The 24054-nt window shown below is 35.6% G+C and carries 28 protein-coding genes; 24 read left to right on the top strand and 4 right to left on the bottom strand.

The window, feature by feature from the left end:
* Positions 1 to 31 precede the first annotated feature (31 nt).
* Positions 32 to 247, bottom strand: coding sequence for a diguanylate cyclase domain-containing protein (locus HMPREF1210_RS17590; protein WP_231391064.1), 216 nt, complete (start codon positions 245 to 247; stop codon positions 32 to 34).
* A gap of 244 nt (positions 248 to 491) precedes the next feature.
* Here HMPREF1210_RS17590 and HMPREF1210_RS07205 point away from each other — a divergent pair, with 244 nt between their 5' ends.
* From HMPREF1210_RS07205 to ppsA, 7 genes are all read left to right on the top strand, one after another.
* Positions 492 to 1073, top strand: coding sequence for a TetR/AcrR family transcriptional regulator (locus HMPREF1210_RS07205; protein ID WP_016427980.1), 582 nt, complete (start codon positions 492 to 494; stop codon positions 1071 to 1073).
* A gap of 26 nt (positions 1074 to 1099) precedes the next feature.
* Positions 1100 to 2302: an MFS transporter gene (locus HMPREF1210_RS07200; RefSeq protein WP_016427979.1), complete on the top strand. Its 1203-nt coding sequence runs from the start codon at positions 1100 to 1102 to the stop codon at positions 2300 to 2302.
* A gap of 512 nt (positions 2303 to 2814) precedes the next feature.
* Positions 2815 to 3093, top strand: a complete 279-nt coding sequence (locus HMPREF1210_RS07195; RefSeq protein WP_016427978.1) for a hypothetical protein — start codon at positions 2815 to 2817, stop codon at positions 3091 to 3093.
* Between the two features lie 333 nt (positions 3094 to 3426).
* Positions 3427 to 3639 carry a hypothetical protein gene (locus HMPREF1210_RS07190; protein WP_016427977.1) on the top strand — a complete coding sequence of 71 codons (213 nt, stop codon included), beginning with the start codon at positions 3427 to 3429 and terminating at the stop codon, positions 3637 to 3639.
* A 513-nt stretch (positions 3640 to 4152) separates the two neighbouring features.
* Positions 4153 to 4386 (top strand): DUF3953 domain-containing protein, encoded by a 234-nt coding sequence (locus HMPREF1210_RS18630; protein WP_016427975.1) that lies wholly within the window; start codon positions 4153 to 4155, stop codon positions 4384 to 4386.
* A gap of 284 nt (positions 4387 to 4670) precedes the next feature.
* A complete protein-coding gene (locus HMPREF1210_RS07180) occupies positions 4671 to 5450 on the top strand; it encodes a putative protein N(5)-glutamine methyltransferase (protein ID WP_016427974.1) in 780 nt (259 codons plus the stop codon).
* 114 nt (positions 5451 to 5564) lie between these two features.
* Positions 5565 to 8180 (top strand): phosphoenolpyruvate synthase, encoded by a 2616-nt coding sequence (gene ppsA / locus HMPREF1210_RS07175; RefSeq protein ID WP_016427973.1) that lies wholly within the window; start codon positions 5565 to 5567, stop codon positions 8178 to 8180.
* 744 nt (positions 8181 to 8924) lie between these two features.
* Here the strand turns inward: ppsA and HMPREF1210_RS07170 are convergent.
* Positions 8925 to 9362 carry an Rrf2 family transcriptional regulator gene (locus HMPREF1210_RS07170; RefSeq protein WP_016427971.1) on the bottom strand — a complete coding sequence of 146 codons (438 nt, stop codon included), beginning with the start codon at positions 9360 to 9362 and terminating at the stop codon, positions 8925 to 8927.
* 169 nt (positions 9363 to 9531) lie between these two features.
* On the opposite strand from HMPREF1210_RS07170, the gene HMPREF1210_RS07165 reads away from it, so the two are divergent.
* The 4 genes from HMPREF1210_RS07165 (at position 9532) to HMPREF1210_RS07150 (ending at position 13122) form a co-directional block, all read left to right on the top strand.
* On the top strand, positions 9532 to 10173 hold the full coding sequence (locus HMPREF1210_RS07165; RefSeq protein WP_016427970.1) for an NAD(P)-dependent oxidoreductase: 642 nt from the start codon (positions 9532 to 9534) through the stop codon (positions 10171 to 10173).
* A 297-nt stretch (positions 10174 to 10470) separates the two neighbouring features.
* On the top strand, positions 10471 to 11679 hold the full coding sequence (locus HMPREF1210_RS07160; RefSeq protein WP_016427969.1) for an aminopeptidase: 1209 nt from the start codon (positions 10471 to 10473) through the stop codon (positions 11677 to 11679).
* A 162-nt stretch (positions 11680 to 11841) separates the two neighbouring features.
* A complete protein-coding gene (locus HMPREF1210_RS07155; protein WP_016427968.1) occupies positions 11842 to 12207 on the top strand; it encodes a DUF4440 domain-containing protein in 366 nt (121 codons plus the stop codon).
* 210 nt (positions 12208 to 12417) lie between these two features.
* Positions 12418 to 13122 (top strand): hypothetical protein, encoded by a 705-nt coding sequence (locus HMPREF1210_RS07150; protein ID WP_016427967.1) that lies wholly within the window; start codon positions 12418 to 12420, stop codon positions 13120 to 13122.
* A gap of 209 nt (positions 13123 to 13331) precedes the next feature.
* Here the strand turns inward: HMPREF1210_RS07150 and HMPREF1210_RS07145 are convergent, their stop codons facing one another.
* On the bottom strand, positions 13332 to 14210 hold the full coding sequence (locus HMPREF1210_RS07145; protein ID WP_016427966.1) for a DMT family transporter: 879 nt from the start codon (positions 14208 to 14210) through the stop codon (positions 13332 to 13334).
* A gap of 479 nt (positions 14211 to 14689) precedes the next feature.
* Here HMPREF1210_RS07145 and HMPREF1210_RS07140 point away from each other — a divergent pair, with 479 nt between their 5' ends.
* The 7 genes from HMPREF1210_RS07140 to HMPREF1210_RS07105 all read left to right on the top strand — a co-directional run bounded on the left by HMPREF1210_RS07140 (position 14690) and on the right by HMPREF1210_RS07105 (position 19483).
* Positions 14690 to 15013 carry a PadR family transcriptional regulator gene (locus HMPREF1210_RS07140; RefSeq protein WP_036659785.1) on the top strand — a complete coding sequence of 108 codons (324 nt, stop codon included), beginning with the start codon at positions 14690 to 14692 and terminating at the stop codon, positions 15011 to 15013.
* On the top strand, positions 15014 to 15775 hold the full coding sequence (locus tag HMPREF1210_RS07135) for a hypothetical protein (RefSeq protein WP_016427964.1): 762 nt from the start codon (positions 15014 to 15016) through the stop codon (positions 15773 to 15775). It abuts the gene before it with no gap.
* 348 nt (positions 15776 to 16123) lie between these two features.
* Entirely contained in the window at positions 16124 to 16513 is a 390-nt protein-coding gene (locus tag HMPREF1210_RS07130; RefSeq protein ID WP_016427963.1) for a hypothetical protein, read from the top strand.
* A 373-nt stretch (positions 16514 to 16886) separates the two neighbouring features.
* Positions 16887 to 17150 (top strand): hypothetical protein, encoded by a 264-nt coding sequence (locus HMPREF1210_RS07125; RefSeq protein WP_016427962.1) that lies wholly within the window; start codon positions 16887 to 16889, stop codon positions 17148 to 17150.
* Between the two features lie 189 nt (positions 17151 to 17339).
* Positions 17340 to 17738 carry a DUF5071 domain-containing protein gene (locus HMPREF1210_RS07120; protein ID WP_255349283.1) on the top strand — a complete coding sequence of 133 codons (399 nt, stop codon included), beginning with the start codon at positions 17340 to 17342 and terminating at the stop codon, positions 17736 to 17738.
* Positions 17739 to 17816: 78 nt separating this feature from the next.
* Positions 17817 to 18554 carry a hypothetical protein gene (locus HMPREF1210_RS07115; protein ID WP_016427960.1) on the top strand — a complete coding sequence of 246 codons (738 nt, stop codon included), beginning with the start codon at positions 17817 to 17819 and terminating at the stop codon, positions 18552 to 18554.
* A 632-nt stretch (positions 18555 to 19186) separates the two neighbouring features.
* Entirely contained in the window at positions 19187 to 19483 is a 297-nt protein-coding gene (locus tag HMPREF1210_RS07105) for a hypothetical protein (protein WP_016427958.1), read from the top strand.
* Positions 19484 to 19671: 188 nt separating this feature from the next.
* On the opposite strand, the gene HMPREF1210_RS07100 is transcribed toward HMPREF1210_RS07105, so the two are convergent.
* Positions 19672 to 20634 (bottom strand): YafY family protein, encoded by a 963-nt coding sequence (locus HMPREF1210_RS07100; protein WP_016427957.1) that lies wholly within the window; start codon positions 20632 to 20634, stop codon positions 19672 to 19674.
* 110 nt (positions 20635 to 20744) lie between these two features.
* Between HMPREF1210_RS07100 and HMPREF1210_RS07095 the strand changes: the two genes are divergently transcribed.
* The 6 genes from HMPREF1210_RS07095 (at position 20745) to HMPREF1210_RS07070 (ending at position 23817) form a co-directional block, all read left to right on the top strand.
* Positions 20745 to 21224: a GyrI-like domain-containing protein gene (locus HMPREF1210_RS07095; protein ID WP_036659425.1), complete on the top strand. Its 480-nt coding sequence runs from the start codon at positions 20745 to 20747 to the stop codon at positions 21222 to 21224.
* A 22-nt stretch (positions 21225 to 21246) separates the two neighbouring features.
* Positions 21247 to 21711 (top strand): hypothetical protein, encoded by a 465-nt coding sequence (locus HMPREF1210_RS07090; protein ID WP_016427955.1) that lies wholly within the window; start codon positions 21247 to 21249, stop codon positions 21709 to 21711.
* 338 nt (positions 21712 to 22049) lie between these two features.
* A complete protein-coding gene (locus HMPREF1210_RS18380; RefSeq protein ID WP_016427953.1) occupies positions 22050 to 22268 on the top strand; it encodes a hypothetical protein in 219 nt (72 codons plus the stop codon).
* A 220-nt stretch (positions 22269 to 22488) separates the two neighbouring features.
* Positions 22489 to 22653 (top strand): hypothetical protein, encoded by a 165-nt coding sequence (locus HMPREF1210_RS18010; RefSeq protein ID WP_016427952.1) that lies wholly within the window; start codon positions 22489 to 22491, stop codon positions 22651 to 22653.
* Between the two features lie 143 nt (positions 22654 to 22796).
* The gene (locus tag HMPREF1210_RS07075) at positions 22797 to 23123 is read left to right on the top strand and encodes an antibiotic biosynthesis monooxygenase (RefSeq protein ID WP_016427951.1); all 327 of its coding nucleotides are present in this window, start codon (positions 22797 to 22799) and stop codon (positions 23121 to 23123) included.
* Between the two features lie 151 nt (positions 23124 to 23274).
* Positions 23275 to 23817, top strand: a complete 543-nt coding sequence (locus tag HMPREF1210_RS07070; protein ID WP_016427950.1) for a GNAT family N-acetyltransferase — start codon at positions 23275 to 23277, stop codon at positions 23815 to 23817.
* The last annotated feature ends 237 nt before the right edge of the window (positions 23818 to 24054 follow it).

Here is a 24054-nt window from a genome sequence, read left to right as displayed (position 1 = left end):
CCAAGTGTAAATTAAGTAACTAGCAATTCTATCAAGTATTCAGTAATGTATTCTTCAAACAATCTACGATTTCCTCTTTTATATTATGCATACTATCTAAGTTTCGAACTCCATCTAGACATGATGAACGTAGTGTCACTGTATCCTCTTTAACCACGCCGGCTTGAATTCGCTTGGTAACCTCCATCAATAAATGATCGCCTACGGTATGTCCTAACGTGTCATTTATGTACTTAAAACGGTACAAATCGATAACATGATACCAATTTTATTTGCCTGATTAAGTGCTTGAGTGGGGTGATCATTTAATAAATGACGATTCACCAACCCTGTTAATTTCTACTTGTTTTGTTCCACAATCGCGGACGATTATGGAATATTTTTCTGCATTACCGTGCTGTAAAACCTTTCTATAAACTAATCTGCTTGCTTATATCTATTTAGTTTGCTAATATAACTAACGAACGTTCGTTAAATTTGAGGTGATATTATTGAAAAGCAATGAAATTAAGAAGGCAGCTCTAAAATATTTCACAATTCATGGTTATGAAGGAGCATCCCTTTCTCTAATAGCTGAAGAAGTCGGCATGAAAAAGCAATCCATTTATGCCCATTTTAAAGGAAAGGATGATCTTTTTCTGCAAGTTTTACGGGATGCGAAAGAGACGGAGCTATCTTCAAAACTTCAATATTTTAGTCAAGTTGATTCAGAAAACCCTGAAAAAGATTTATACGGATTTCTACAATTGGTCATCGATCTTTTCCAAAAAAATGAGCAGTTAAAGTTTTGGCTGCGTATGTCTTTTTTTCCGCCAGCCCATCTTGAAAAAGCAATTGAACAGGAAGTCATAGATATCGAGGAAAAGGTACAGATGATATTGGAAAGAAAATTTCAGGATTGGATCAATGTAAAAAAAATCTTCGGAGATGAGGCAATAACGCCTACCTATGCTTTCTTAGGAGTAGTCGATTCCATTCTGCTGGAGCTTGTTTACGGCAATAATGAGAAACGGCTGAAGGACAAATTAGCAGCCTCTTGGACAGTATTTTGGAGAGGTATTTCACATCAATGAGCCATACAGAAAAAAGGTGTTAAAACATGAAAAAACCAATTAAAAAACAAAAGATGGTATTAATTATTCTTTTAAGCAATATATTCATTGCATTTCTAGGAATTGGACTCATCATCCCCGTTATGCCGTCATTTATGAATATCATGGATTTATCAGGAAGTACGATGGGCTATCTTGTTGCCGTATTTGCGGTAGCGCAACTGCTTCTGTCACCATTCGCAGGTCGATGGGTTGACCGTTACGGTAGAAAGAAAATCATTATATTCGGCTTATTCCTTTTTGGTGTTTCAGAACTTATCTTTGGTGTAGGCACGAACGTATCGGTTCTTTATATATCAAGGTTTCTAGGGGGAATTAGTGCAGCCTTTATTATGCCTGGTGTTACTGCATATGTTGCAGATATTACATCAGTTCAGGAACGGGCAAAAGCAATGGGCTATATTTCTGCCGCCATTAGCACTGGCTTTATTATAGGACCTGGTATAGGTGGATTTATTGCAGAATATGGTGTTCGCTTGCCTTTCTTCTTTGCGGCAGCAATTGCTTTTTTAGCATGCATTTCATCGATGTTTATTTTAAAAGAGCCTCTAACAAAGGAACAGCTTTCGGAAATTTCTGCTAATACAAAGCAAACAAACTTTATTGGCGATTTAAAAAGATCACTTCATCCGCTTTACTTTATTGCATTTATCATTGTATTTGTACTCGCTTTCGGTTTATCAGCATATGAAACTGTTTTTAGTCTATTTTCTAATCATAAATTCGGCTTCACGCCTAAAGACCTTGCAGCTATTATTACAATAAGCTCAATCTTTGGAGTTGTTGTGCAAGTATTTATGTTTGGAAAAATGGTAGATATACTCGGAGAAAAGAAACTGATCCAATTATGTTTGATTGTAGGTGCAATATTGGCGGTGGCGTCCACCTTGGTCTCTAGCTTCTTGGCAGTACTGGTGGTAACTTGCTTCATCTTCCTCGCATTTGACTTGCTTCGTCCGGCAGTGACGACATTTTTATCAAAAGCTGGCGGGAAAGAGCAAGGATTTGTTGCAGGAATGAATTCAACCTATACGAGCTTAGGTAATATCGTAGGGCCAGCCATGGCCGGAATACTATTTGACGTAAACATCCACTATCCTTATCTATTCGCAGCTGTCATTATGGTCTTTGGCCTATGTATTACAGTCATGTGGAAAGAAAACGAATTGGCAGAAAGTTTAGCGAATTAATTAGAAAAGCACAATGGCCTTCGGAACAATAAAAGGCCAAGATTGTTCCTGTGATGATCATTCGAAGTAGCTTCCATGTGGAGCTAGAAAACTCTCTTACTCAAAAAGCCATACTCTTATCTTTGAACCTAAACTCCTTGTTCATATTGAACAAAGAGTTTAGGTTTTTAAATTTCCATTCTACTTTAATTAAAAAGCGCTATTCCTTAAATCCAATTTTTAAATATCAAATATCGCTTATTCCACAATCTGGTCCAATTATGAATGCTTACACTAGAAAATAAATAGATATATATGGACCGTTAAATTAATCTGTCTTATTCAACTAACGGGTGCTTTACTTCAATAAGCAGGTATATTTGGAAGGACGCCGAAATAGGTAACATAAAGAGATTAGATTGAATTGAAGAATATTTCTATGTGCATTTTTATCAAATGTTTAAAGAATAAACAGATGAAAAAAAGGAGGAAATGACATTTCAATTATTCGATTGAAGAGAATAAGTTTTCTGTTGCTTGTTTTAGTTTTATTACTCTTAGGATGTACAGAAGAAAAAGATAATGATGGAGATTGGAATCTAAGTCCTGCATTCAATGTCGATAATCTAACTTTGCATGGAACTGAAGGGGAATTTGGTGTTATTAAAGTAAATGGAGAAAGCAATGAACTTGAGTTTCCAGCAAAACAAGGAAGACTTTATGCAGTTTATTTCTTGAATAGTCTCGAAGAACTTAATGGGAAAAAATATAAAATGACGGCTACACATAAAGAAAATGGCGAATCTGTCTAGCTTCATGAAAAAAATATTGAAAAGGAACAGAATGGAGCGAAATTCGGATTTGACAAATTAGGGTTATGGAAAATTGATGTAACTATTGATGAAAAACCCTATACAAGTTTTGTTGTGGAAGCGAAATAAGGGATTGTGTTTTTCAACTAACGGATGCTTTACTTCAATAAGGAGTAAAGCCTTTTTCTTTTTAAACTAAAGGGGCAGGTACTCCAATAAGCAGAAATGGACTTTTGTTGATTTCATATGGAAATTTTTTGTAACTTATATTTGTTTCAAACGTATTAAAGTAAATGGAAAGTTTGTTCAATTTAAATAAGGGGTGTTCTGAAAATGACTGTATTTAAAAATAGGCATTTTACAGGTGGGTTATTGATTTTAGTTTTAGCTTTATTTGGATTCGCTTTTTTAACGATTTCATCTAGTTATTTCAATACTTCAGAAATAAATTTAGCTAGTACTCGCTGTTATGAAATTGGTGGAGAAGTCATATTAGAAATCCATAATAATTTCACAAGTGAATATTCTTTTGAGTGTAAAAAATAAAAGGCATTGTGTTTGAATAATTCCTCATTTCTTATTCGACTAACGGGTGTTTTAGTTAAAGATCATCGGGCTGTTTGTCAGCCCTTTTCTTATTGAACTAAAGGGACAGGTTAGTTCGAAAAGGATGTACTCTAATATTTAAATGAAAGGATTTTTCTAATTACACGTATCCAACCTTTTCACCAAAGCAATCGATACGTTTGCCGCTCAGGAAACAGTGAAGTTAAGTAATGGAATAGACGCTCAATGGGATGATCAAGGAGATGCTAAAGTAATTTCGTGGCACGATAGTGAAGAGAATGTGGACATCGGTTTAATGATACCTCCTCACAAGGGAGAGAAGAAAAACTATACACTTAAGGATTTTTTAAAAATGGCTAATTCAGTTAAATGAATATTACAGTATTTGTTGTCCAACTAACGGGGCGGATTAGTAAGCGTCCGTTCTCTTCATTCCACCAAAATGAATACTTTATATGATAAGATAAAATAATTTTTGAGAGGATTATATTGATGAAAATAATAAGAATTATATTAGGAATAATTGTTATTGCTTTATCCAGTTATAGTTTAATAAGTAGAAACTTTGAGTTGATGCCGTTTATGATGTTGTTCTTAGGTGCGTTTATGTTGGTAACAGGATTATTCGAACTTCAGAAAGACAGAAAGAGATTTGAAGGGTATATGTTCATTATTGTTTCTTTATTTATTTTCTTTGTTTCCATACAGGGTTTCTTATTGAACTAACTTAAAATTTCTTCTTCAACTAACGGGTACTTTAGTTGGAACTTGCTGCCGCCTTTACAGGTGGCTTTTTCTTATGGATGAAATGAAGTTCTCACCTCAAAGATCTACATCAGAGCTAAAAGACCATGAATAAATTCTTCTAACATCTAATCGAAAAAGTGGAGTGGTATTATGAAAAGCTTGGTTAGTTCAAGAAGGATTTCTTCTATTTTTAACGAATTACAAATAATACTAAAAGCTATCAAGATTAGGTGATATTAATAGAAGAGCAAATTAATTTTTATATGGACGATGAAACAAAAAGTATAATAACCAGGCTTCGGACAGCCGGTTGTGTATTCGCAGAAGATGAGGCACGGTTGTTTTTCTCTGAGGCAAGGACGCCGGCTGAATTTGCCACCATGGTGGAACGACGAATAAACGGCTTGCCCCTTGAATACGTCTTAGGGTGGGCTGAATTCTGCGGTATCCGGATAGCGGTGGACCCGGGAGTATTCGTACCCCGCCGTCGCACTGAGTTTTTAGTCCGCCAAGCAGCAGCTCTCGTAACACAAGGCGCCATTGTGGTTGACCTGTGCTGCGGCACAGGCGCGGTGGGTTTAGCGCTGGCCGTAGCTATGGAAGGAATCGAGTTGTACGCCGCTGACATTGATCCAGCCGCGGTGCGGTGCGCCCGCCGAAACGTAACTTCCGTCGGAGGGCACGTGTATGAAGGAGACCTCTATGAGCCGCTGCCAGCCACATTACGGGGCCGTGTCAACGTCCTGGTCGCAAACGCACCCTACGTCCCTACCGAAGCGATCGTGCTGTTACCCCAGGAGGCCCGCATACATGAGGCGCGGGTGGCACTCGACGGGGGTGCGGACGGGCTTGACGTCCAGCGGCGAGTAGCTGCTGAGGCAACACTCTGGCTTGCGCCGGGCGGTCATCTGCTGGTTGAGACTAGCGAGAGACAGGCACTGTTGACCGTCGAGATTTTTGCTCAAAACGGGCTAATAACACAGGTGGCATATTACGACGAACTTGACGCTACAGTCGTCATTGGAACCAGGCCCAACCTATGAACATGGAACTTCGCCAGGAGCAAGAACGAGTGGACAGCGTAATTGGTTAATCAGATGAACAATTTTTGTCATATGATTCGTCTTGGTATTGACCGATAAATGGGAGGGAAAGAAATGAAACGATATGTACTAGAGTTTCGTGAGATCGATAAAACGAAACAAACGGTGGTCGGCGGCAAAGGGATGAATTTGGGAGAATGTTCGAGGATTGAAGGAATACTTGTACCAAAGGGATTTTGTGTTACTACAGAGGCATATAAAAGAGTCATCGGAAAAAATGAGAAGCTTCATCAACTACTGGATAAATTGGCCGTTCTAAAAGTGGACGAACGGGAAAAAATTAGTTTGATTAGCAAGAAGATTCGTGAGCTGATTGAGGGAAGCGAAATCGAGAAGGAGATCGAAGAAGATGTCGATCGATGTCTCTTAACTTTTGGCTATGAGCAAGCTTATGCTGTGCGTTCCAGTGCCACGGCAGAAGATTTGCCATATGCCTCTTTTGCCGGCCAGCATGACACCTATTTAAATATCACCGGTAAAGAAGGCATTTTGCGGCACATCCGAAAATGCTGGGCTTCCCTATTTACGGATCGTGCAGTGGTTTACCGCATGCAAAACGGTTTTGACCACAACCAAGTGTATTTATCCGTTGTTGTCCAACAGATGGTGTTCCCACAGGCTTCTGGAATTTTATTTACTGCAGATCCCGTTACTTCCAATCGGAAGTTGCTATCAATCGATGCTAGTTTTGGGCTGGGTGAGGCACTTGTCTCTGGTTTGGTATCTGCGGATTGCTATAAGGTGCAAGAAGATAAAATCGTCGATAAGATGATAGCAACCAAAAAATTGGCTATCTATGGACTAAAAGAAGGCGGAACAGAGACACAGCAGATCGATCCTGATCAGCAAAAGACTCAAACACTTACTGAACAACAAATTTTACAACTAGCACGCACAGGAAGACAGATCGAAGCTTATTTTGGTTGCCCACAAGATATCGAATGGTGTTTGGTTGATGATACATTTTATATTGTCCAGAGCCGGCCAATCACTACTTTATTCCCGATTCCTGAAGCAAATGATCAAGAAAATCACGTTTACGTATCTGTCGGTCATCAACAAATGATGACCGACCCCTTGAAACCATTGGGAATGTCTATATTCCAGTTAACATCTTTTGGACCAAGGTTTAAAGCTGGTGGAAGGTTGTTTGTTGATATCACACATAAACTAGCTTCACCTGTTAGCAGAGAAATTTTATTAGATACCCTGGGACAATCCGATCCGCTCATAAAAGACGCACTTATTACCATAATAGAGCGAGGAGATTTTATAAAATCGTTACCAAATGATAAAAAAGAACTGAGTCCCAGTAAAAGCAATAAAGGTATGTCGTCTGCGGGTTTTCAAGCACAAATCGAAAACGATCCGACAATCGTTTCTGATTTGATTAAGAGTAGTCAAACATCGATAGAAGAGTTAAAACAAGTCATCCAAACGAAATCAGGATCCGATTTATTTGATTTTATTCTAGAAGATATCCAGCAATTAAAGAAGATTTTATTTGACCCACAAAGTTTGGGTGTGATTATGGCTGCTATGGATGCTTCATCATGGATTAATGCAAATATGAACAAGTGGTTAGGTGAAAAAAACGTAGCAGATACGCTTTCTCAATCTGTACCAAACAACATTACTTCGGAAATGGGTCTGGCGCTATTGGATGTCGCAGATGTGATTCGTCCTTATCCAGAAGTAATTGATTATTTGCAACTTGTAAAAGATGATACCTTTTTGGATGAACTGGTTAAGTTTAATGGTGGACAGGAAACCCAAGACGCTATCTATGATTATCTCAGCAAATATGGAATGCGATGTACCGGAGAAATCGATATTACTAAAACTCGTTGGAGCGAAAAACCAACTACACTTGTCCCCATGATTCTCAATAACATCAAAAACTTTGAGCCTAATGCTAGCAATCGGAAATTTGAGCAAGGGCGACAGGAAGCTTTGAAAAAAGAACAAGAGTTATTAGATCGATTGAAGCAATTACCGGATGGTGAACAAAAAGCCAAAGAAACAAAACGAATGATCGACCTAATCCGGAATTTCATCGGTTATAGGGAATATCCAAAATACGGCATGGTTAATCGCTACTTCTTTTATAAGCAGGCTTTACTGAAAGAAGCCGAACAACTCGTACAAGCCATCGTTATTCATGAAAAAGAAGATATATACTATCTCACTATTGAAGAACTTCACGAAGTCGTTCGCACAAATAAACTAGATTACCAGATCATCAGCGAACGAAAAGACGAGTACAAATTATATGAAAAACTAACTCCACCACGTGTTATTAAGTCTGATGGTGAAATCATTGTAGGTGAGTACAAACGAGAAAATCTCCCTGCCGAAGCTATTGTAGGTCTACCTGTTTCTTCCGGAGTTATAGAGGGACGAGCACGTGTCATCATAAACATGGAAGATGCTAATCTAGGAGATGGAGATATATTAGTCACCTCCTTTACTGACCCTAGCTGGACACCATTGTTTGTATCCATAAAAGGCCTAGTGACCGAAGTTGGAGGATTGATGACCCATGGAGCAGTTATCGCACGTGAATATGGCTTGCCAGCAATTGTCGGGGTGGAAAATGCTACCAATATGATAAAAGATGGGCAACGTATTCGAGTAAATGGAACAGAAGGGTATATAGAAATACTATAATTCATTACATTTAAATCATAAAAGAAGAGCATTCGAATTAGGAGAATCATTGACATCATGGTGCTTTGCGGTCAATGTTAAGAACCCTGCCACTAGGACATATAAGGAGCAGTAACTGAAGATCGATATTAATGTCTGTTAAGATTATCTTGAAATCGAGTCTTCTGTTAAAGGGCGCAATTGTAGAGCAACACAGGTAGAAAATGATCAATCTTTTTTATAAAAACCAATCTTAAATCTGCTAGATAGAATCCATTTTGATCAATCTTTTTTCAAAATGGATTTTTTTTCTTTACCGTAGAATACGGGTTAACACGATATTTTTAATCAACCTTTAGTTTAAAACTACATCAGGAGGTATCTGCAATTAATAAGTATGTAAGAGTGATTATAGGTTTAGTAGGTTGCATTATATTATTCGTTTTTGGATTGTATCGTTTAATAGTTGAGTACCCAAATTCAAATGCATTATTTGTTCCTATAACATTTACAGTCGGTGGGTTTATTGGTCTCATCGGCGGGATTATGGAACTTAGGAAAATGAATGGTTCTTAAAGTAACGGCATGTATTCCAAAGGGGAGATCTGAAGAACATTTAAAACAAATGCTTGATAATCACCGAGAGCAAACAATCAAAGAAGAGGATAATCCTGTTTAAAAATACAGAGACGAATGTTATTGAGCTAACGGGGCAGGTTAGTTGAACAACCAAGACAGAAGACATTCCTCTGTAATGTCTTCTGTCTAATAAATCATATTTTCTTTATTAGTAATATCATTTACAACATCACCTAGAGTTACACTCCCCAAAACCTTCTCCATGGCAAATTGAGCAGCTGAAAGTAAGGGTTCAATTGTATCTTGGATGTTTCTTCCTACTGGACATTCTGGATTTGGTTTGTCATGTACGCTAAACAACTCTTTATCCTGTACAACATTAACTGCCTTATAGATGTCAAGCAGTGTAATATCATTTAGTTTCTTTGCAAGTTTAGCTCCTGCGATACCAGGATGAACTTCTATTAATCCTGTTTTTTTTAGCATTCCTGTAATTTTTCTAATTAAAGCGGGATTCGTGTTTACGCTTGAAGCTAAAAACTCCGATGAACATATCCCTTCCTTATTAAATTCAAGTAAAGCTAATATATGAATTCCAACAGAAAATCTACTACTGATGGACATGAATTATCACCTTCTTACAATGTAATTAGTTTAGTTACAGGTTAATTATACCTTAAAAATTAAAATAAGATAAACATTTAAATTGTTGACTTTTAATTCACTTGTAATTACAATGATTACAAGTAATCGATTTGGTTACAATTAATAAAACACTTAGGAGGATTTTAAAATGAAAATTGGAATTATTGGTGCAAGTGGTAAAGCTGGTAGGTTAATTTTAAAAGAAGCAGTAGAAAGAGGACATGAAGTTACTGCTCTTGTTAGAGATGCTTTGAAAATAAGAAACCAACAAATTAATGTAGTAGAAAAGAGTGTATTTGACTTAAATTCACAAGATGTTGAGAAGTTCGATGTTGTAGTAAACGCGTTTAATGCTGCTCCAGGACAAGAAGATCAACATGTTGAAGCTGGTAAAGTCCTAATTGAAGCACTTAAAAGTGCTCCACAGACAAGATTAGTAGTTGTTGGTGGGGCAGGAAGTTTATTTGTGGATGAGGCCAAAACATTAAGAAAGTTTAATACACCTGATTTTCCTGAAGCTTATCTTCAAACTGCTACAAACATGGGCAAAAATCTTGATGAACTACAAAGCACAATTGGTATTCAATGGACTTATATTAGCCCTGCAGGATTCTTTAATCCAGAGGGTAAACGTACTGGTTCTTATCAGAAAGGAAAAGATAATCTGATTCTGAATGCAAAAGGCGAAAGCTATATCAGCTATGCTGATTATGCGATTGCGTTGTTAGATGAAATTGAAAATCCACAGCACAAAAACGAACGTTTCACAGTCGTTGCCGAAACAGAATGAAATTTTCACAAATGATACCATTAGTGATTACGCTAATGGTATTTGTTCTATTTAAATACACCTCATGTACCGCTTTAACGCAAATAACCCACCATTCTTGAAACGGCAAAACTCTTTATGTATAAAGGTTTTGGGCGTTTTTTGTTTAGGTATTAAGGTTATAGAAAGAAGGATTACCAATTAACAGGGCAGGTTATTTAAAGAAGGTAGTTTTAGGTAGAACGTTGAATTTGTATTGGGTAATGATAGAACGAGAAGGGGTTTATGCTATTAAACTAAAGGAGCAGTGAGCAGTTTATGTATTTAAATAATTATGCCAAAGTAATTGTAAATATTGGGGTGACAGTTGAAAAGGGAGATTTAATTAAGATCAATTTTTCATCGGAACATTTACCTTTAGTACGTGAAATCTCAAAAGAAGCCTATAAGAGTGGGGCGCAATTTTTCTCGCTTGATCTACGGGATTCGGAAATTGAAAACGATCGAGTGCATTATCTAAAAGACGAGTTTTTAGAGGTTTTCCCAAAATCAGTAGTTGAAAATGAATTGAATTATGCGAAGTCTGGCTATTCGACAATTACAATAGTTGCACCAACGTTTTCAGATGAGGATTCTGATTGGGGCGAAAGAGCTTCGATAGTCAATAAAGCAAAATCAATCGCTATGAGTCCACGTCGAACTTATGGTATGGAAAATCATAATAAATGGGTACTTGTCAATGCGCCAACGAAGGAATGGGCACTGCAAGTTTTTCCAGACCTCCCTGAAAATGAAGCGACCGAACTTTTATGGAAACATATATTGGACGCATCAAAATCGAATGAGCCTAATCCTGAATTAGCTTGGAAACAACATGATGATATCTTGAAAAGCATAGCTATAAAGTTGAACAATTATAAGTTTTCTGCATTGCGATATGTTAGTGAAAAAACAGACTTAACTGTTTCGTTAGTCAAAAATCATGTTTGGTTAAGTGGATCAGAAACTACTAAAGACGGTAAGGAATTCATGTCTAATATTCCTGTTGAAGAAGTTTGGACAATGCCAAATAAGTTTCTTGCGAATGGGTATGTTACCACCACAAAACCAGTTATTTTAGCAGGACAAACTATTCGAAATTTAAAGATATTCTTTGAGAATGGGAAAGTTACAAGAATCGAACCAAAACACCAAGGCTTTCTTGATTTTCTTCAAACAGATGAGGGGGCTGGAATGCTTGGCGAAGTTGCACTTGTTTCAGCAAATTCGAGTATTGCTAAAACGGGGATTACTTTCAAAAGTACCTTATTTGATGAAAATGCCGCTTGTCATATTGCACTAGGTCAAGCATACATTGATAATATTTTGGATGGACATTTAAAAACTGAAGAAGAACTAACTGAGATAGGTATGAATAGATCAGCCGTTCATGAGGATATTATGATTGGTGATAGCTCCATGAGTGTATACGGATTATTAAACCAAGAAGAAATTCTAATAATGGAAAATGGTGCATGGAAAATCTAAGTTTTAGTCATTTAATTTTTTTAATCTCTTTAAAAGATATGTGTTTAAAGAGACTTCGATTGATATATTTTCATCTTCAACTAACTGGGCAGTTTAGTTGAAGATGATATGACGAGTTATTAGTATAGTTTTATTATGAACAATAATTAAGGAGAGTGGAAAATGAATAGTGAGTCTTCATTGAAAGAACATTTATGTCACTTGGAAGAGAAGTTGTTAAAACCGGAAATTCGTTCATCCCAAACAGAGCTAAATAATTTACTTGCAGACAATTTTTTTGAAATTGGAAGTTCGGGTAAGATGTTGTACAAGGAGAATGGTATTGGGGAGAAGGGGATAGGTTTGGTAGAGATGACATTAAGTGATTTTGAAATACATCCATTATCGGAAGATATTGTTCTAACTACCTACCGTATATTTGACGAGATAAAAAACCAACATTCTTTGCGTAGTTCAATATGGAAATTAAAAAATGACAGGTGGCAAATGTCCTTTCACCAGGGTACCAAAACAAGTGATTCGCAATAATTTCAACTTCAACTAACGGGTGCTTTACTTCAATAAGGAGTGGAGCCTTTTTTTCTTATTGAACTAACGGAGCAGGTTAGTTAAAGAAGCATAACCATATTATTGGGGTTATTTTTCCCATATACTGTATAATTGAATTAAGATATTATCGGTATCGGAATATTCAAATCTGGAGCAGTTTTAAAGATTTATTTTTTGGGGGGGAAAGGTTTGTTATATTTATCTTTATTTATTGGTATCGTTTTAATTGTCATTATAACTAAACTTACGCAAATTTTTAAATTATCAAGAATTTGGGAGTTGCTTGGTCAGATTAGTGCTTCACTTGTAATAATAATGGTCGGTAAACTTGATGTTAGTTATTTTAATCTAATTTATGGTAATCAAATCGAATTAGGATATTTGACGATTCCATTTTCTTTATTATTTATTGTAGGTTTTACAAATGTAATGAATATGGAAAAAGTGCAAAATTATTTAATATTATGGTTACCATGTGTTTCATTAATTTGTCTTTCTATATTGTCTTTCAACATGGGATATTCATTTGTTTCAATAACGGGGATTTGTGCTAGTTTAACGATTATGTTGATTCTGCTATACGGCTATTATTCGGGTAAAGTATTTGTAGGTAGAACACTTACTACATTAATAGGTTTTATAATTGCAGTACTTTCACTAGCCCTTAAAACAGTTTATATTCCTATATTTACGTTAGCACTACCATTCGCTCTATATTATTTAATTCAAAATAAATTTACGTCTGTACAATCAATTACAATTAGCTCTTTAATGGGTATTCTATTTAGCGTATTAATGTTTATAGTCCCTTTAAATATATTATGGTATCTTGTTGTTGGGTTAACGGTCATTTTGGTTATCACGCAATTGTCTCGTAGATATCGCTTTATTTAGAAAAAAATTTCGATTACCCAATCTTAAGGGGGCTTTATCATCAAAAAACTGAAGCCAATCTTCAACAAACCGGTGCTTTACTTCAAGAAGGAGTAAAGCATTTTTTGCGTTTTTTCTTATTGAACTAACGCAGCAGGTTAGTTCAATAAGGAAGATTAATTTCTAACATGCAAAACCCCTTCAAATAAGGTTGAAGGGGTTTTGTAATACTAATTTTTCTCGTTAATAACGAATAAAACACCAGTGAGAATTAGGATAGATCCTATCCAAAACGTTACACCTATGTTCTCGCCTAAAATAAGCCATCCAAGTAATGTTCCAACCACGGGTTGAAAGAAGAAAAATAACCCGCCATTTGAGGCGTTAAGCATTTGCAATCCACGATTCCAAAGTAAAAATCCAACTGCTGTTGAGATAACACCCAAATACAAAAGTCCTCCCCAAATAGTCGGGTGAGTCAATTCAGAGATATTAATTTCGTGTAACCGCGGCAAAACAAAAGGGGTCAATACAATTAGGGCAACCAATATAGAATAGGTCGTTACCACAATTTGTGAATAATCACTCGGCAACTTTTTTACAAGTACAGACATGAGTGCCCATGTTAAAGCGGCAATAAGAAGCCAAATCCCACCAAGTGTACTGGACATACTCATATTACCAATTCCAACAATGAGTAGTACTCCAATTGTTGCTAAACAAACGGAGATTCCCTTTTTTAATGTCAAACGTTCTTTAAGGATTAAGCGAGCAAAAATAACCATAAATGCTGGTGTTGAAGAAGTTATAATGGCTCCCATTTGTGCTGTGGATAGCATTGTACCAGTTTCCTGAGCAACAATTGAAATCGCATTACCAATGACCCCAATAGCTACGATTAATAAGAAATAACGTTTCTCAATTCGCCAGTTTTGTCGCGTTATGAAGCCGATAACGAGAAGTGCAACAATTGCCACTAAATATCGCATCCACACAAGTTCGAGTGGAGGTATCACAGATACCACAACTTTAACAACAACATACATACCGCCCCAAATACTGGATGCTAAAACTAAATATAATGAACCTAATAAGGTATTGTTTTTCATTTTTTGTACCCTCCGTCTTTTGTTTAGGTCGAAAATGCACCTAACGGAGAGATGTAGTCACCTTCACTCCATCAAGAGCAGAAGAGTACTACTGGTACATCGTTTTCAAATAATGGAGTCCAATACATATTGATTCACCTCTGTTCAAATCTAACTTCAAATATATGTGTATTATTATAGCAGAGAATATTAAGTATTTGGACGAAACACCCACACAAAGAATATGATGAACTCGCAAAAGAAGTTTTAGAAACAATCTAAATTAATGAATGCTCAACTAACGGGTGCTTTAGTTGAACATTTGGCTGCCTTTCATGGCAAAACGAGTGCGTTAATCCACCAAGGAGCAATAAACCGCTATCTTGTAATGCAAATTAGTTGTTTTATTACTTTTTATTAGCTATAGTGTATTACAAGTTACTTATTTTCTTTGTATCATTTAATGAAAGGCAGTGAGTTTATTGGCTACGTCCACCCAAATGTTGAAAGGAATCTTGGAAGGTTGTTTGTTGGCGATTATCAAACGCGGAGAGACGTATGGATATGAAATGATTGAGAAATTAGAAGATTTTGGTTTCAATATGGTCAGTGAAGGGAGTATTTATCCTGTTTTAATGAGGATGCAGAAAGAAAATCTGGTCACAACAGTAATGAAAGCTTCACCAAATGGACCGAACCGAAAATACTATACAATCACCGAAGCAGGGCAAGATGAACTAGCTGATTACCATGCAAGGTGGAAAGAACTTTCTCAGGCAGTGCATGCTTTATTTGATAATGACATAAACAAAGGAGTGGAATAAATGCTAACAACAAAAAGTGTGAATTTCATTGATAACCTTCGAATGTACTTACTCACTTCAGGGAAAAATGAAAACGAAGTGAAAGAAGTAACAGAAGAATTGCGTGATCATTTAATTGAATCTGAAAAGCGTGGAAAGAGTATAGATGAAATAGTCGGGGGTACTCCTGAAGCTTATATGGACTCCATCAAGCTTGAGATGAAAACAGATTATATAAGTATTGTGAAAAACATTCCGATATACTTTTTAGGGATTATTGCTTATTTTATTATGGGACCGGCAATTAGGGGTGAATTTGAATTGAACATTGTTCAATTAATTGGGTTTCCAATAATTTCAGTAATTGGACTACTCATTTATGTTTTTTTGCTCCAAAAAGCTGGGAAAAATCAATATTCATCAAAGAAACTCTTCTTTATTGGAATCATTGCCAGTTCAAGTGTTACTGCATTATTCATCCTTCTTTTGTTAGGAAGTAACTTTCTAGTAGAACCGTTCTACAAAGCTAGCCCTATAGTAACCTTGGGCATTATAGTAATTTGCGTAGCAGTTTTTATCTTATTAGCCTTTTGGGGTAAGACTTTTTCAGCCATTTGGATACCAACGTTATTGTTCATACCTGATTATTTTTACCGTTTTTCAAATTTAAAGGACGAAACAATATTGATTATCGCTGCTGCATCGTTTGTTCTTATTTTCATTTTCATGATGTTGAACTTATTAATTAGTGATCGATTAATAAAGGCAAAAGTTATGAGATAAAGGAAGTAAATAGCTAATATTAATTGTCGCGTATCTGAGCAACACATTCTCTAGACAATTATAAAAACGCTAGTAATGTTATGTGTTTCTAATACAAATAAATCAGGGTGCGATTACCTGCGGGGGTTATTTCAACCCAGCATGCATGCTTCATACACTCACTTCCGAAAGGCTCGGTTAAAGACGCGTGTTGATTTTCCTCTCTAATTAACCTTCCCCGTTATTAGTACGCTCCTTATTGAACTAACGGGTCAGGTTAGTTCAATAAGGAATTAGTTACCAATACATAAGTTCTGATATTTTGAGACAATCAAACAGTATCTAGACTTTAAAGGTAAGGGGTAAAAGATGAAGAAATATATGTCGTTAAACTTAATTTTGTTTACTGCTTTTTTGACAGGAACCATACTTACGATATTTATAATATATAAGGATATTGATACTTCGCTATCTCTTAAATTTATTATAGGATATGTAATTTATCTTCTTCTATATGGTTTGTTCTTCATCTTTTTAGTTATTGCGAATACAAGGAAATTAAATTGTATTCAAATAAGAAAAAGGTTTTTTACGTTTATTATTTGGTTTATTTCTTTAAGTGCATTGCACTATCTTCTTTCTTATTTTTTCAGACGTTCGGAAATGGATGTTTGGGATTTAGGTACTCCTTTGGGTGTATCAATTGGATTGGCATTTTCTGATTTAATGTATTGGAAAAAGAAAGTAAATGAAAAATAGTGATCCTTAATGAACTAATGGGTGCTTTAGTTGAATAAGGACCACTAAAAAAAGCTCAAACTTTTTTATAAAAAACGAAATAACTAATAACAAATTAAGAAGCCATTTTCAATCTTTTTTCAAAATGGCTTCTTTTTGTCTGTCGTAAAATATTGGTTTGCGAAATGACCCTAGGAAGGGGAGTGAACACTATTCGTCATTTTACTCTTCGGGTATTGTTTTAGCTAAAATAATACCCTTGGTTAACTCCTGAATATTATTACCCGAGATGGCAATGGTCCACCTGATAATATTGAGTTTGATACTATCTCCAATCTATCAATGGGATAGCTTGGAGATATAGATTGAAAAAAAGTTAAGGATGTGTTTTTAAATGGGATTGTTTTTTGAGAAGAGAAAATATAAAAGCACAAAACCTTTTATATTCATTAATGTCCTGATGGTAATGTTAATCGGATTTGTTTTGTTAATGGGAATCATCAATAATTTTGAAGGCTTTTATGTTCGTCTAACATTCATTTTAGTAGGAGTGAGTTTCATTATCGAAGGATTAGAAACTTATTTGCATAAAGAAAAAAGTTGGGTCTATCTTTCAAGCTTTGGAATAGGCGTTCTGTTTATTGTCTTACAGTTCTAATATTCATACTGGGGCTAACAAGCTACTAAACTCATTTTACTTTTACTTTGCATGCTCATCTTTGGACAATAATTATGAAGAGAGTGGACTATATAGCTAAAAGAATTCAAGCAGATATAATCAGTGATTAAGCTCTGGAATAATGGTTGACTCAACAGATATTAGCGTCATGCTTACAATTGAAATGGAGTGATACATCTGGGAAGCTTTAAAGATTTTCTGCCACGACATAAAACTGATGATGAAAGAGTTGAAATGATTAAAAAAATGGATAGAGCTCAAGTATTACCATTGTTGCCTAGCCTTCTCGAATGGATCCAAGATATGAATTGGCCAGTGGCACGAGGCGTATTGGAACTACTATTGACCTTCCCAGAAGAAATTGTTCCCCATGTGCAAAATGTATTAACATTATCAGATGATGATAGTTGGAAGTATTTTATATTAAATCATTTAGTCAACTACTTGCCTTTAGAGTCTAGAATGCAATTTAAAGAGTATCTAACCAGAGTTGCCGAGGCACCTACAGAAAGTGAACTGTACGAAGAACTTAATGAAATCGCTAAAGAGATTTTAGATACAATCTGAATCTACTAATTTATGATTTTTACATAGATATTGGATTAAAACTCGAAAAATACTTATGGAGAAGAGGACATTGTAAGAATGGAATACAAAAAACTAGTCTATCAAGCATGTATTAAACAACACAAAGAAGGGGATTTTGGTATATATTTTCCTAATCTATTTCCTGAAGATGGCTGGGAATATCCATTAGCAGTAGGAACAACCAGACTTGAAGCGATAAAAGAAGCCCAAAAGCAACTTGCCTTTTCTTTAGCTGGGATCTTATATGACAATGAAGACCTTCCAAAGCCATTACCTATTCAAAGCAAAGACCTACTAGAAGGGATGGAAATAATTGATATAGAAACTGCTACTAGTCTTGATTCTGAAGAAATAAAGGAGCATTTGAAAGGGCGCCATTGGCATATTAGCTATTACCTTGAAGACAATGAAGATGAGGGTATCGAGGCAATTGGATATAAAAATGACCAGGGAGAGTGGGATATATACTTCGATGATTATTCAGAGGACGAGAAAACCCTATTTTTTGATTCCTCTTATAAAAAAAATAAAGAGTGGCCATATAATATAATCCTATTTTCTGTTCATTTACGTTCCGAAGCACAGGAGAAATTTAATCACTTTGTTGAAAATGTAATTTTAAAACGACGTACTTCTATTGAGTGGTTGGAGAGGGAAAAAGATCGATTAGAATCTGAAGCGAATTTTAATAAAGCTCTTAATGACTTAATTGATGAAAAAGTGAAAATTGGAGAGATTAGTGAAAATGAAGCTGCTTTAATGAAAAATGAAATCACCACTAATGTAGATAACTAATTCCAGTTAACTTAAATTGCGTAGTGTAACCGTAGATTTTCCGGAATTCTGTTAAGTATTCTAATTAAACATAGTTAAAAAGAGAACAAAGGATAATTTGCCAATGCTAAATGAAACTTTTTTAAATATAGTTGTACATATGATGGACTCATCGCGAAAATGGTGGTGAAAAAAGGTTATGGAATTGTTAAGAGTGTTTTTTGGTCTAATCGCAATTTGTTTAGGTATTTATTTACTAATACAACTATTTAAGTTCAAGAAAGAATTTGATAAAGCAAAAAATAAGCAAGAGAACTTTCTACAAAAATGGGAGAGGGATTTCTCGAGGTATATTATGTTAGCAGTTGCTATGGTAATCTGTGGTTTAACTGCTACAGTGTTGAGTTGGTTTTAGATGAACGCTTGAATATTGAACACAACAAAAGGACCTTTCATTAGGTCCTTATTAAATATCATTAAAAGAGACGGAAAAAGATCTTACCTTTTCCGTCTCTTTGATAATTATATATATGGAAAATTTATTTAAAGTTGGAGCTTTTATTCGTTTCAAACGTATTAAAGTAAAGGGGCAGGTTAGTTGAACAGTGTTGTATAACTTGTGTTCAACAATCGGGGTATGAGGGGTGAAATTATTGGCTACACAAAAGAAGAGTAAATGGTCACTTGCTTTCAGTATTATAGGAGTAATTGCATTTGGAGTTAGCTATTTTATATCTGAAAATCCGACTTTTATAGAAAAAATCGTTATTGGGATACTTTTTATCTCTGGAATTATACTTATGGTAGGCGGTATTATCTCGGGCATTTGTGCCTTTAAGACAAAGGAGAAGGGAATTCTCAAATATATAGGATTTTTAGTAATAATTCTTCTTGTTATTGGATTAGCTTTACCACTGTTGCTTATGGTTTTATTTGGATTTGGGGGATAATTTGTATACGGTGATTCTGCAAACGGGCGCGAATGTTTAAGAAGTGTCTCTGTTCTTATTCAACTAACGGATGCTTTAGTTGAATAAGGACAACTAAAGACTATAGTTAGGTTTTCCAACGATCGTCTTTTTGCTTCGATGTCAAAAAACTCACCATGCAGTAACGCTGTTTCCTTGATTGATACATTTTATGGGCAGTATAAGCATAATCTCTCCTGTAAACCTTCCAAGACTTCTTCTGGCACTTCCCTGACCTTGATATCCCCACCTAGGAAAAGTAGCCAATTTGTTATTTCGGTCACTTCTTCGGGCTTATTAACATTGATAAAAGTCTTTAGAATGGCTGTGGTTTGGTAAGGATTCGTATAGGAAATTGAAACTTTTAAAGGATGGTATTTTTTGAACTGGGCAATCGCTTTAGGACCAAGTTCAAGGACAAGGTTGATTACTTCTTCCTGCTTACTTAGTTTTTCTAAAATCTTTTTCTTACTTAATCTTTTTTTCGTTGGGTAGGGTTTGACATTGGTGAGATGCTCGACAGGAAAAATCTGCTTCTTTTCTTCCTTTAAGTCAAAGCCTTCAATTAGCCAAAGGCTTTTTTCATGATAAAGGTGCAAGAGATAAATTGGATAAGACTTTATTACCTTCTCTTCTTTAATGGTAATCAATAAATAGCTATCCAAAAGAAGGATTTGGATGAGTTTTTCTAAGATGGGATGGGGGAGGTCTGAAAGATCAAGTAGGTCGGGATTATTGGGGTTGGTCCCTTCAAAAAGCAAGATTTGATTTAAAAGAACAAGGTCATTTTGCTGGTTTTCTGAGATGAGGCCTAGTAATTTTTCAGCTAAAGACTGACGACTCTTTAGATAGGGAAGTTGTTGATTTCTTGTGGCCATAAAGGCAATAAAAAGAGCTTTGACCTCATTATCGGTAAAGCGAAGAGCGGGCAGGACAGAGTTGTGCATGACAAAATAACCCCCATCCCTTCCAACTTCAGCGACAAGTGGCATCCCCATGGCCTCAATTTCTCTGATATCTCTAATAGCTGTCGAACGAGAGATGTTAAATTCTCGCATGATTTCAGAAATTGTAAAGTGGGCGCGGTTGTTGATATACCGCATGATGATATTAATCCGTTCAACTTTTTTCATCGTGACTCCTAAACAGTATCATTTTTTGACATGATTTAAGGCTATCATAAACCTATCAAGTGAAGAAGACAATTCATTTGATAAATATAAAAAAGAGGAAGGTTTTGAATATGGCAGATTATACCTTAGAAGAAAAAGACAGCTTTACCGTTTTAGGTTTTGGAACTGAGCTTAAGAGCGATTACACAGACTTTGCTGGGATAAACAAGGAAAAGTCAGACTTTTGGCAAGCCTTCAGCCAAGATGGAAGGCTTGACTCTTTAAAAGCCATAGCCACAAATGACTACATTTTTGCCGTGAACGAAGCAGTGAATAACAAGATGATGCATTATGCTGGCGTCATGACAGAGGCATCGGCACCAGAAGAAGCCAGAGTAATCCAATTTCCTAAAGGGGAATACCTAGTTGTTAATGGGGAAGGTAAGACGGCTGATGAATTGAATAATAAGCTTGCTGGCCTTGCCTTCGGTCAAGTCTTGCCAGAAGCAAAGAATTTTGCCTATGTTGGTGGGCCAAATGCAACGGTTGAGATGGGGCAGCGAAACGGCTTAGTTTTTGGTGAAATGTGGATTCCTGTTGTTAGGAAATAAAAAGATAAAAGGAGAGATGGAAATGTCCTATATCGTTGATTTTAAAAATGTGTCTACGGTTGGTTTAGAATCTTCACCTGTAGTAGAGGCGCTTGCTGGTTTACGTGCTAATGAAGCCCGTTACTTTATGAATAAATACAAGCATGAATTTACGGTTGTACCAGCTAGCGAAAGCCAGGAGACCCTTGATTATGTGAACCGAATTTTGAAAGAAGATCGTGATATTGAGTTTGCGGCCCAACCTTTAGAAACGTCGCGTTTTCAACTGGAAAATATCAAATTTGCCTACGTCATTTATGAGGATGGTCTTGTGGTCAACGTCATGTATACGGTTGATGGCCCTAAGAAGCGGGCCGTTGGTTTTAAGCTTTCTGAGGGGATGGAGGTACCAAACGAGTTAGAAGGGAAGTTTAAGTTTGCTAGGCAGAAGTCTAAACTAGCTGGAACAATTCGTGGCTCGTTTTTTGTAATTAAAGGAGAATATTGAAGTATGCAAAAGCGGAAGTCCTTGTTACTCCATTAAAGGGCGCGATTGTGGAACAACACAGACAGAAAATGATCAAATTTTTTTATAAAACCAAACTTAAATCTTCTGATAAAGAATCCATTTTGATCAATCTTTTTTCAAAGTGGATTCTTTTAGTTCGTAAAATATGGGTTTTCGCGGTACTTTTTAATCAAACTTTATTCCAAAGCAACAAGAAGACTTTCTCCGAAGATAATTGAATATTTATGTTTAAAATATAGTAGAAATTGCGAAGGGAAGTTCTTAAGTTACGTAGCAAGTTAGGAAAGTAATTCACAAAAAGGGGGTGTATTAAAAAATTGGATTTATTACTTTGGATAACTGTTGGTTTCATTATAATCGGATTTATTGTTCTCGCTTCTATGAAAAAAAATATGGATAGTAAGCTCACTTTTATAATAAGAAATATGGAAAGTAAGAAAAGTTCAACTAAATCCATAGTTTGGTGGATAGTGGGAACCACAGTTTGGGGGGGAGCGAGTCTCATTCTTATTGGGTGGTGGTTTAGTGGGATTTAGTAATTTTTTGGCAATGGATTTAGAGGGAGTTAGTTCATTTTTGTGAAGGAATGTACGTAAACAAACGGAGGCTTTACTTCAATAAGGGGTAAAGCCTTTTTATTATTCAACTTACGGGGCAGGTTAGTTTAAGAAGGTTTTTATTCACAAGGTATAGAATGAAAGGAATATAAATAAAAATTCAGAGGTGACGATTGAAAATGGAAAGGAGTCTGTTTTGATGTCAGACGATAAAAAACATATACAAAAAAAGATACAGGCTAAATATAGGAGTATTAAACAAAAATACAGCGAAGATAAAAATTTCGATAAAAAAGAGTTTACTATTCTCGCTATAATCGTATTATTAATTTTCTTGTTGGATGCTATTTTTCCAACCTTTTAGAAAAGTGCGTTTTCCCTTAACAGGTGCATAGATTAAAGCATTTATTATTTAACTAACGGGGCAGTTTAGTTCAATAATAAGACCTGAGATTATGCTGGGATTTTTTATAATAGTGAAAAATAAATTTCTAAGGGGACTTACATATGAGTGGAATTGCGAAAACTCCTGAACCACCTTATTACGCAGTGATTTTTTCTTCACAAAGAACTGAAGGAGATAATGGTTACGGCAGAATGGCGGATAAAATGGTGGAATTAGCTTCTCAGCAGAATGGATTTTTAGGTGTCGAAGATGCACGGGATGAAGGACTAGGAATTACTGTTTCGTATTGGGATTCTTTACAATCCATAAAAGAATGGAAGGAAAATTCAGCCCATAGAGTAGCACAAAATAAAGGGAAATCTGAATGGTATAAAAACTTTTCTCTCAGAGTTTGTAAAGTAGAGAGACATAACTTTTTTGGAATTTGACAATGTTATTTATTCAACTATCGGGTGCTTTAGTTAAAGATTATCGGGCTGCTTAAGCAGCTCTTTTTCTTATTCAACTAACGAGGCAGGACACTTTAAAAAGGATTACTGCAATTTCGTTTCAAGTGAATAGGAGTTGGGAGGGTTTTAGGTGATTAATGTGGTGATTAGAAGGCCAAGTATTGAGGACATTAAACAGTTAAATGAATTTTTTAGAATTGTTATTATTGATACGTTTAATAAGGAAGGTATAGGGGAGAAGTCGGATGATATTAATGATGAAATTAAAGTTAAGAAAAAATACTTAGAAAGTGATTTTGAAAGCAATGGTGAAAAAAGATATTTTTTGATTGCTTTAGATGGTGATAAAATTATTGGTTCAATTGAATACGGCCCAGCAAGCGATCTCATTAGTGATTGTACAAACAATACTTTCAAAGAGCTAATTGAAATAGGTACAGTATTTGTTCTTCCTGACTACCAGAGGATTGGGGTAGGGAATTTGCTATTAAATAAAATGTATTTTACTTTACAGAATAAAGGCATAGAAGAATTTTGTTTAGATAGTGGATATATTAGTGCACAAAAAATCTGGAAAAAGAAGTTTGGAGAACCTGATTACTTGTTAAAGGATTATTGGGACGAAGGGTATGATCATATGATTTGGAGAGTCAAGGTTAGCGAACGGGTTTAGAATGAGAAGTAAAGAAGCATAAGTGCTTAATCAACTAATGGTGCTTGAGTTTAAGATCAATGAGCAGCTAATTAGCTCACCAGAAGGTTGCTGAAGCCATGACAAAATGGACTATTTATTTTTTGAGATCGTAAACTTTTATTCGGTATCTTTACCTAATCTTTATTTCGTCAGGCTATACTTTTTTGAAACAGAATTAAAAATTAAATTTATTGAAACTCAAATATTGAAAGAAGT

It is taken from the genome of Paenisporosarcina sp. HGH0030 (assembly GCF_000411295.1).
In the GTDB taxonomy this organism is placed as follows: domain Bacteria; phylum Bacillota; class Bacilli; order Bacillales_A; family Planococcaceae; genus Paenisporosarcina.
The sequence above is the reverse complement of the archived record's forward strand: the minus strand, read 5'-3'. Positions and strand labels throughout refer to the sequence as shown.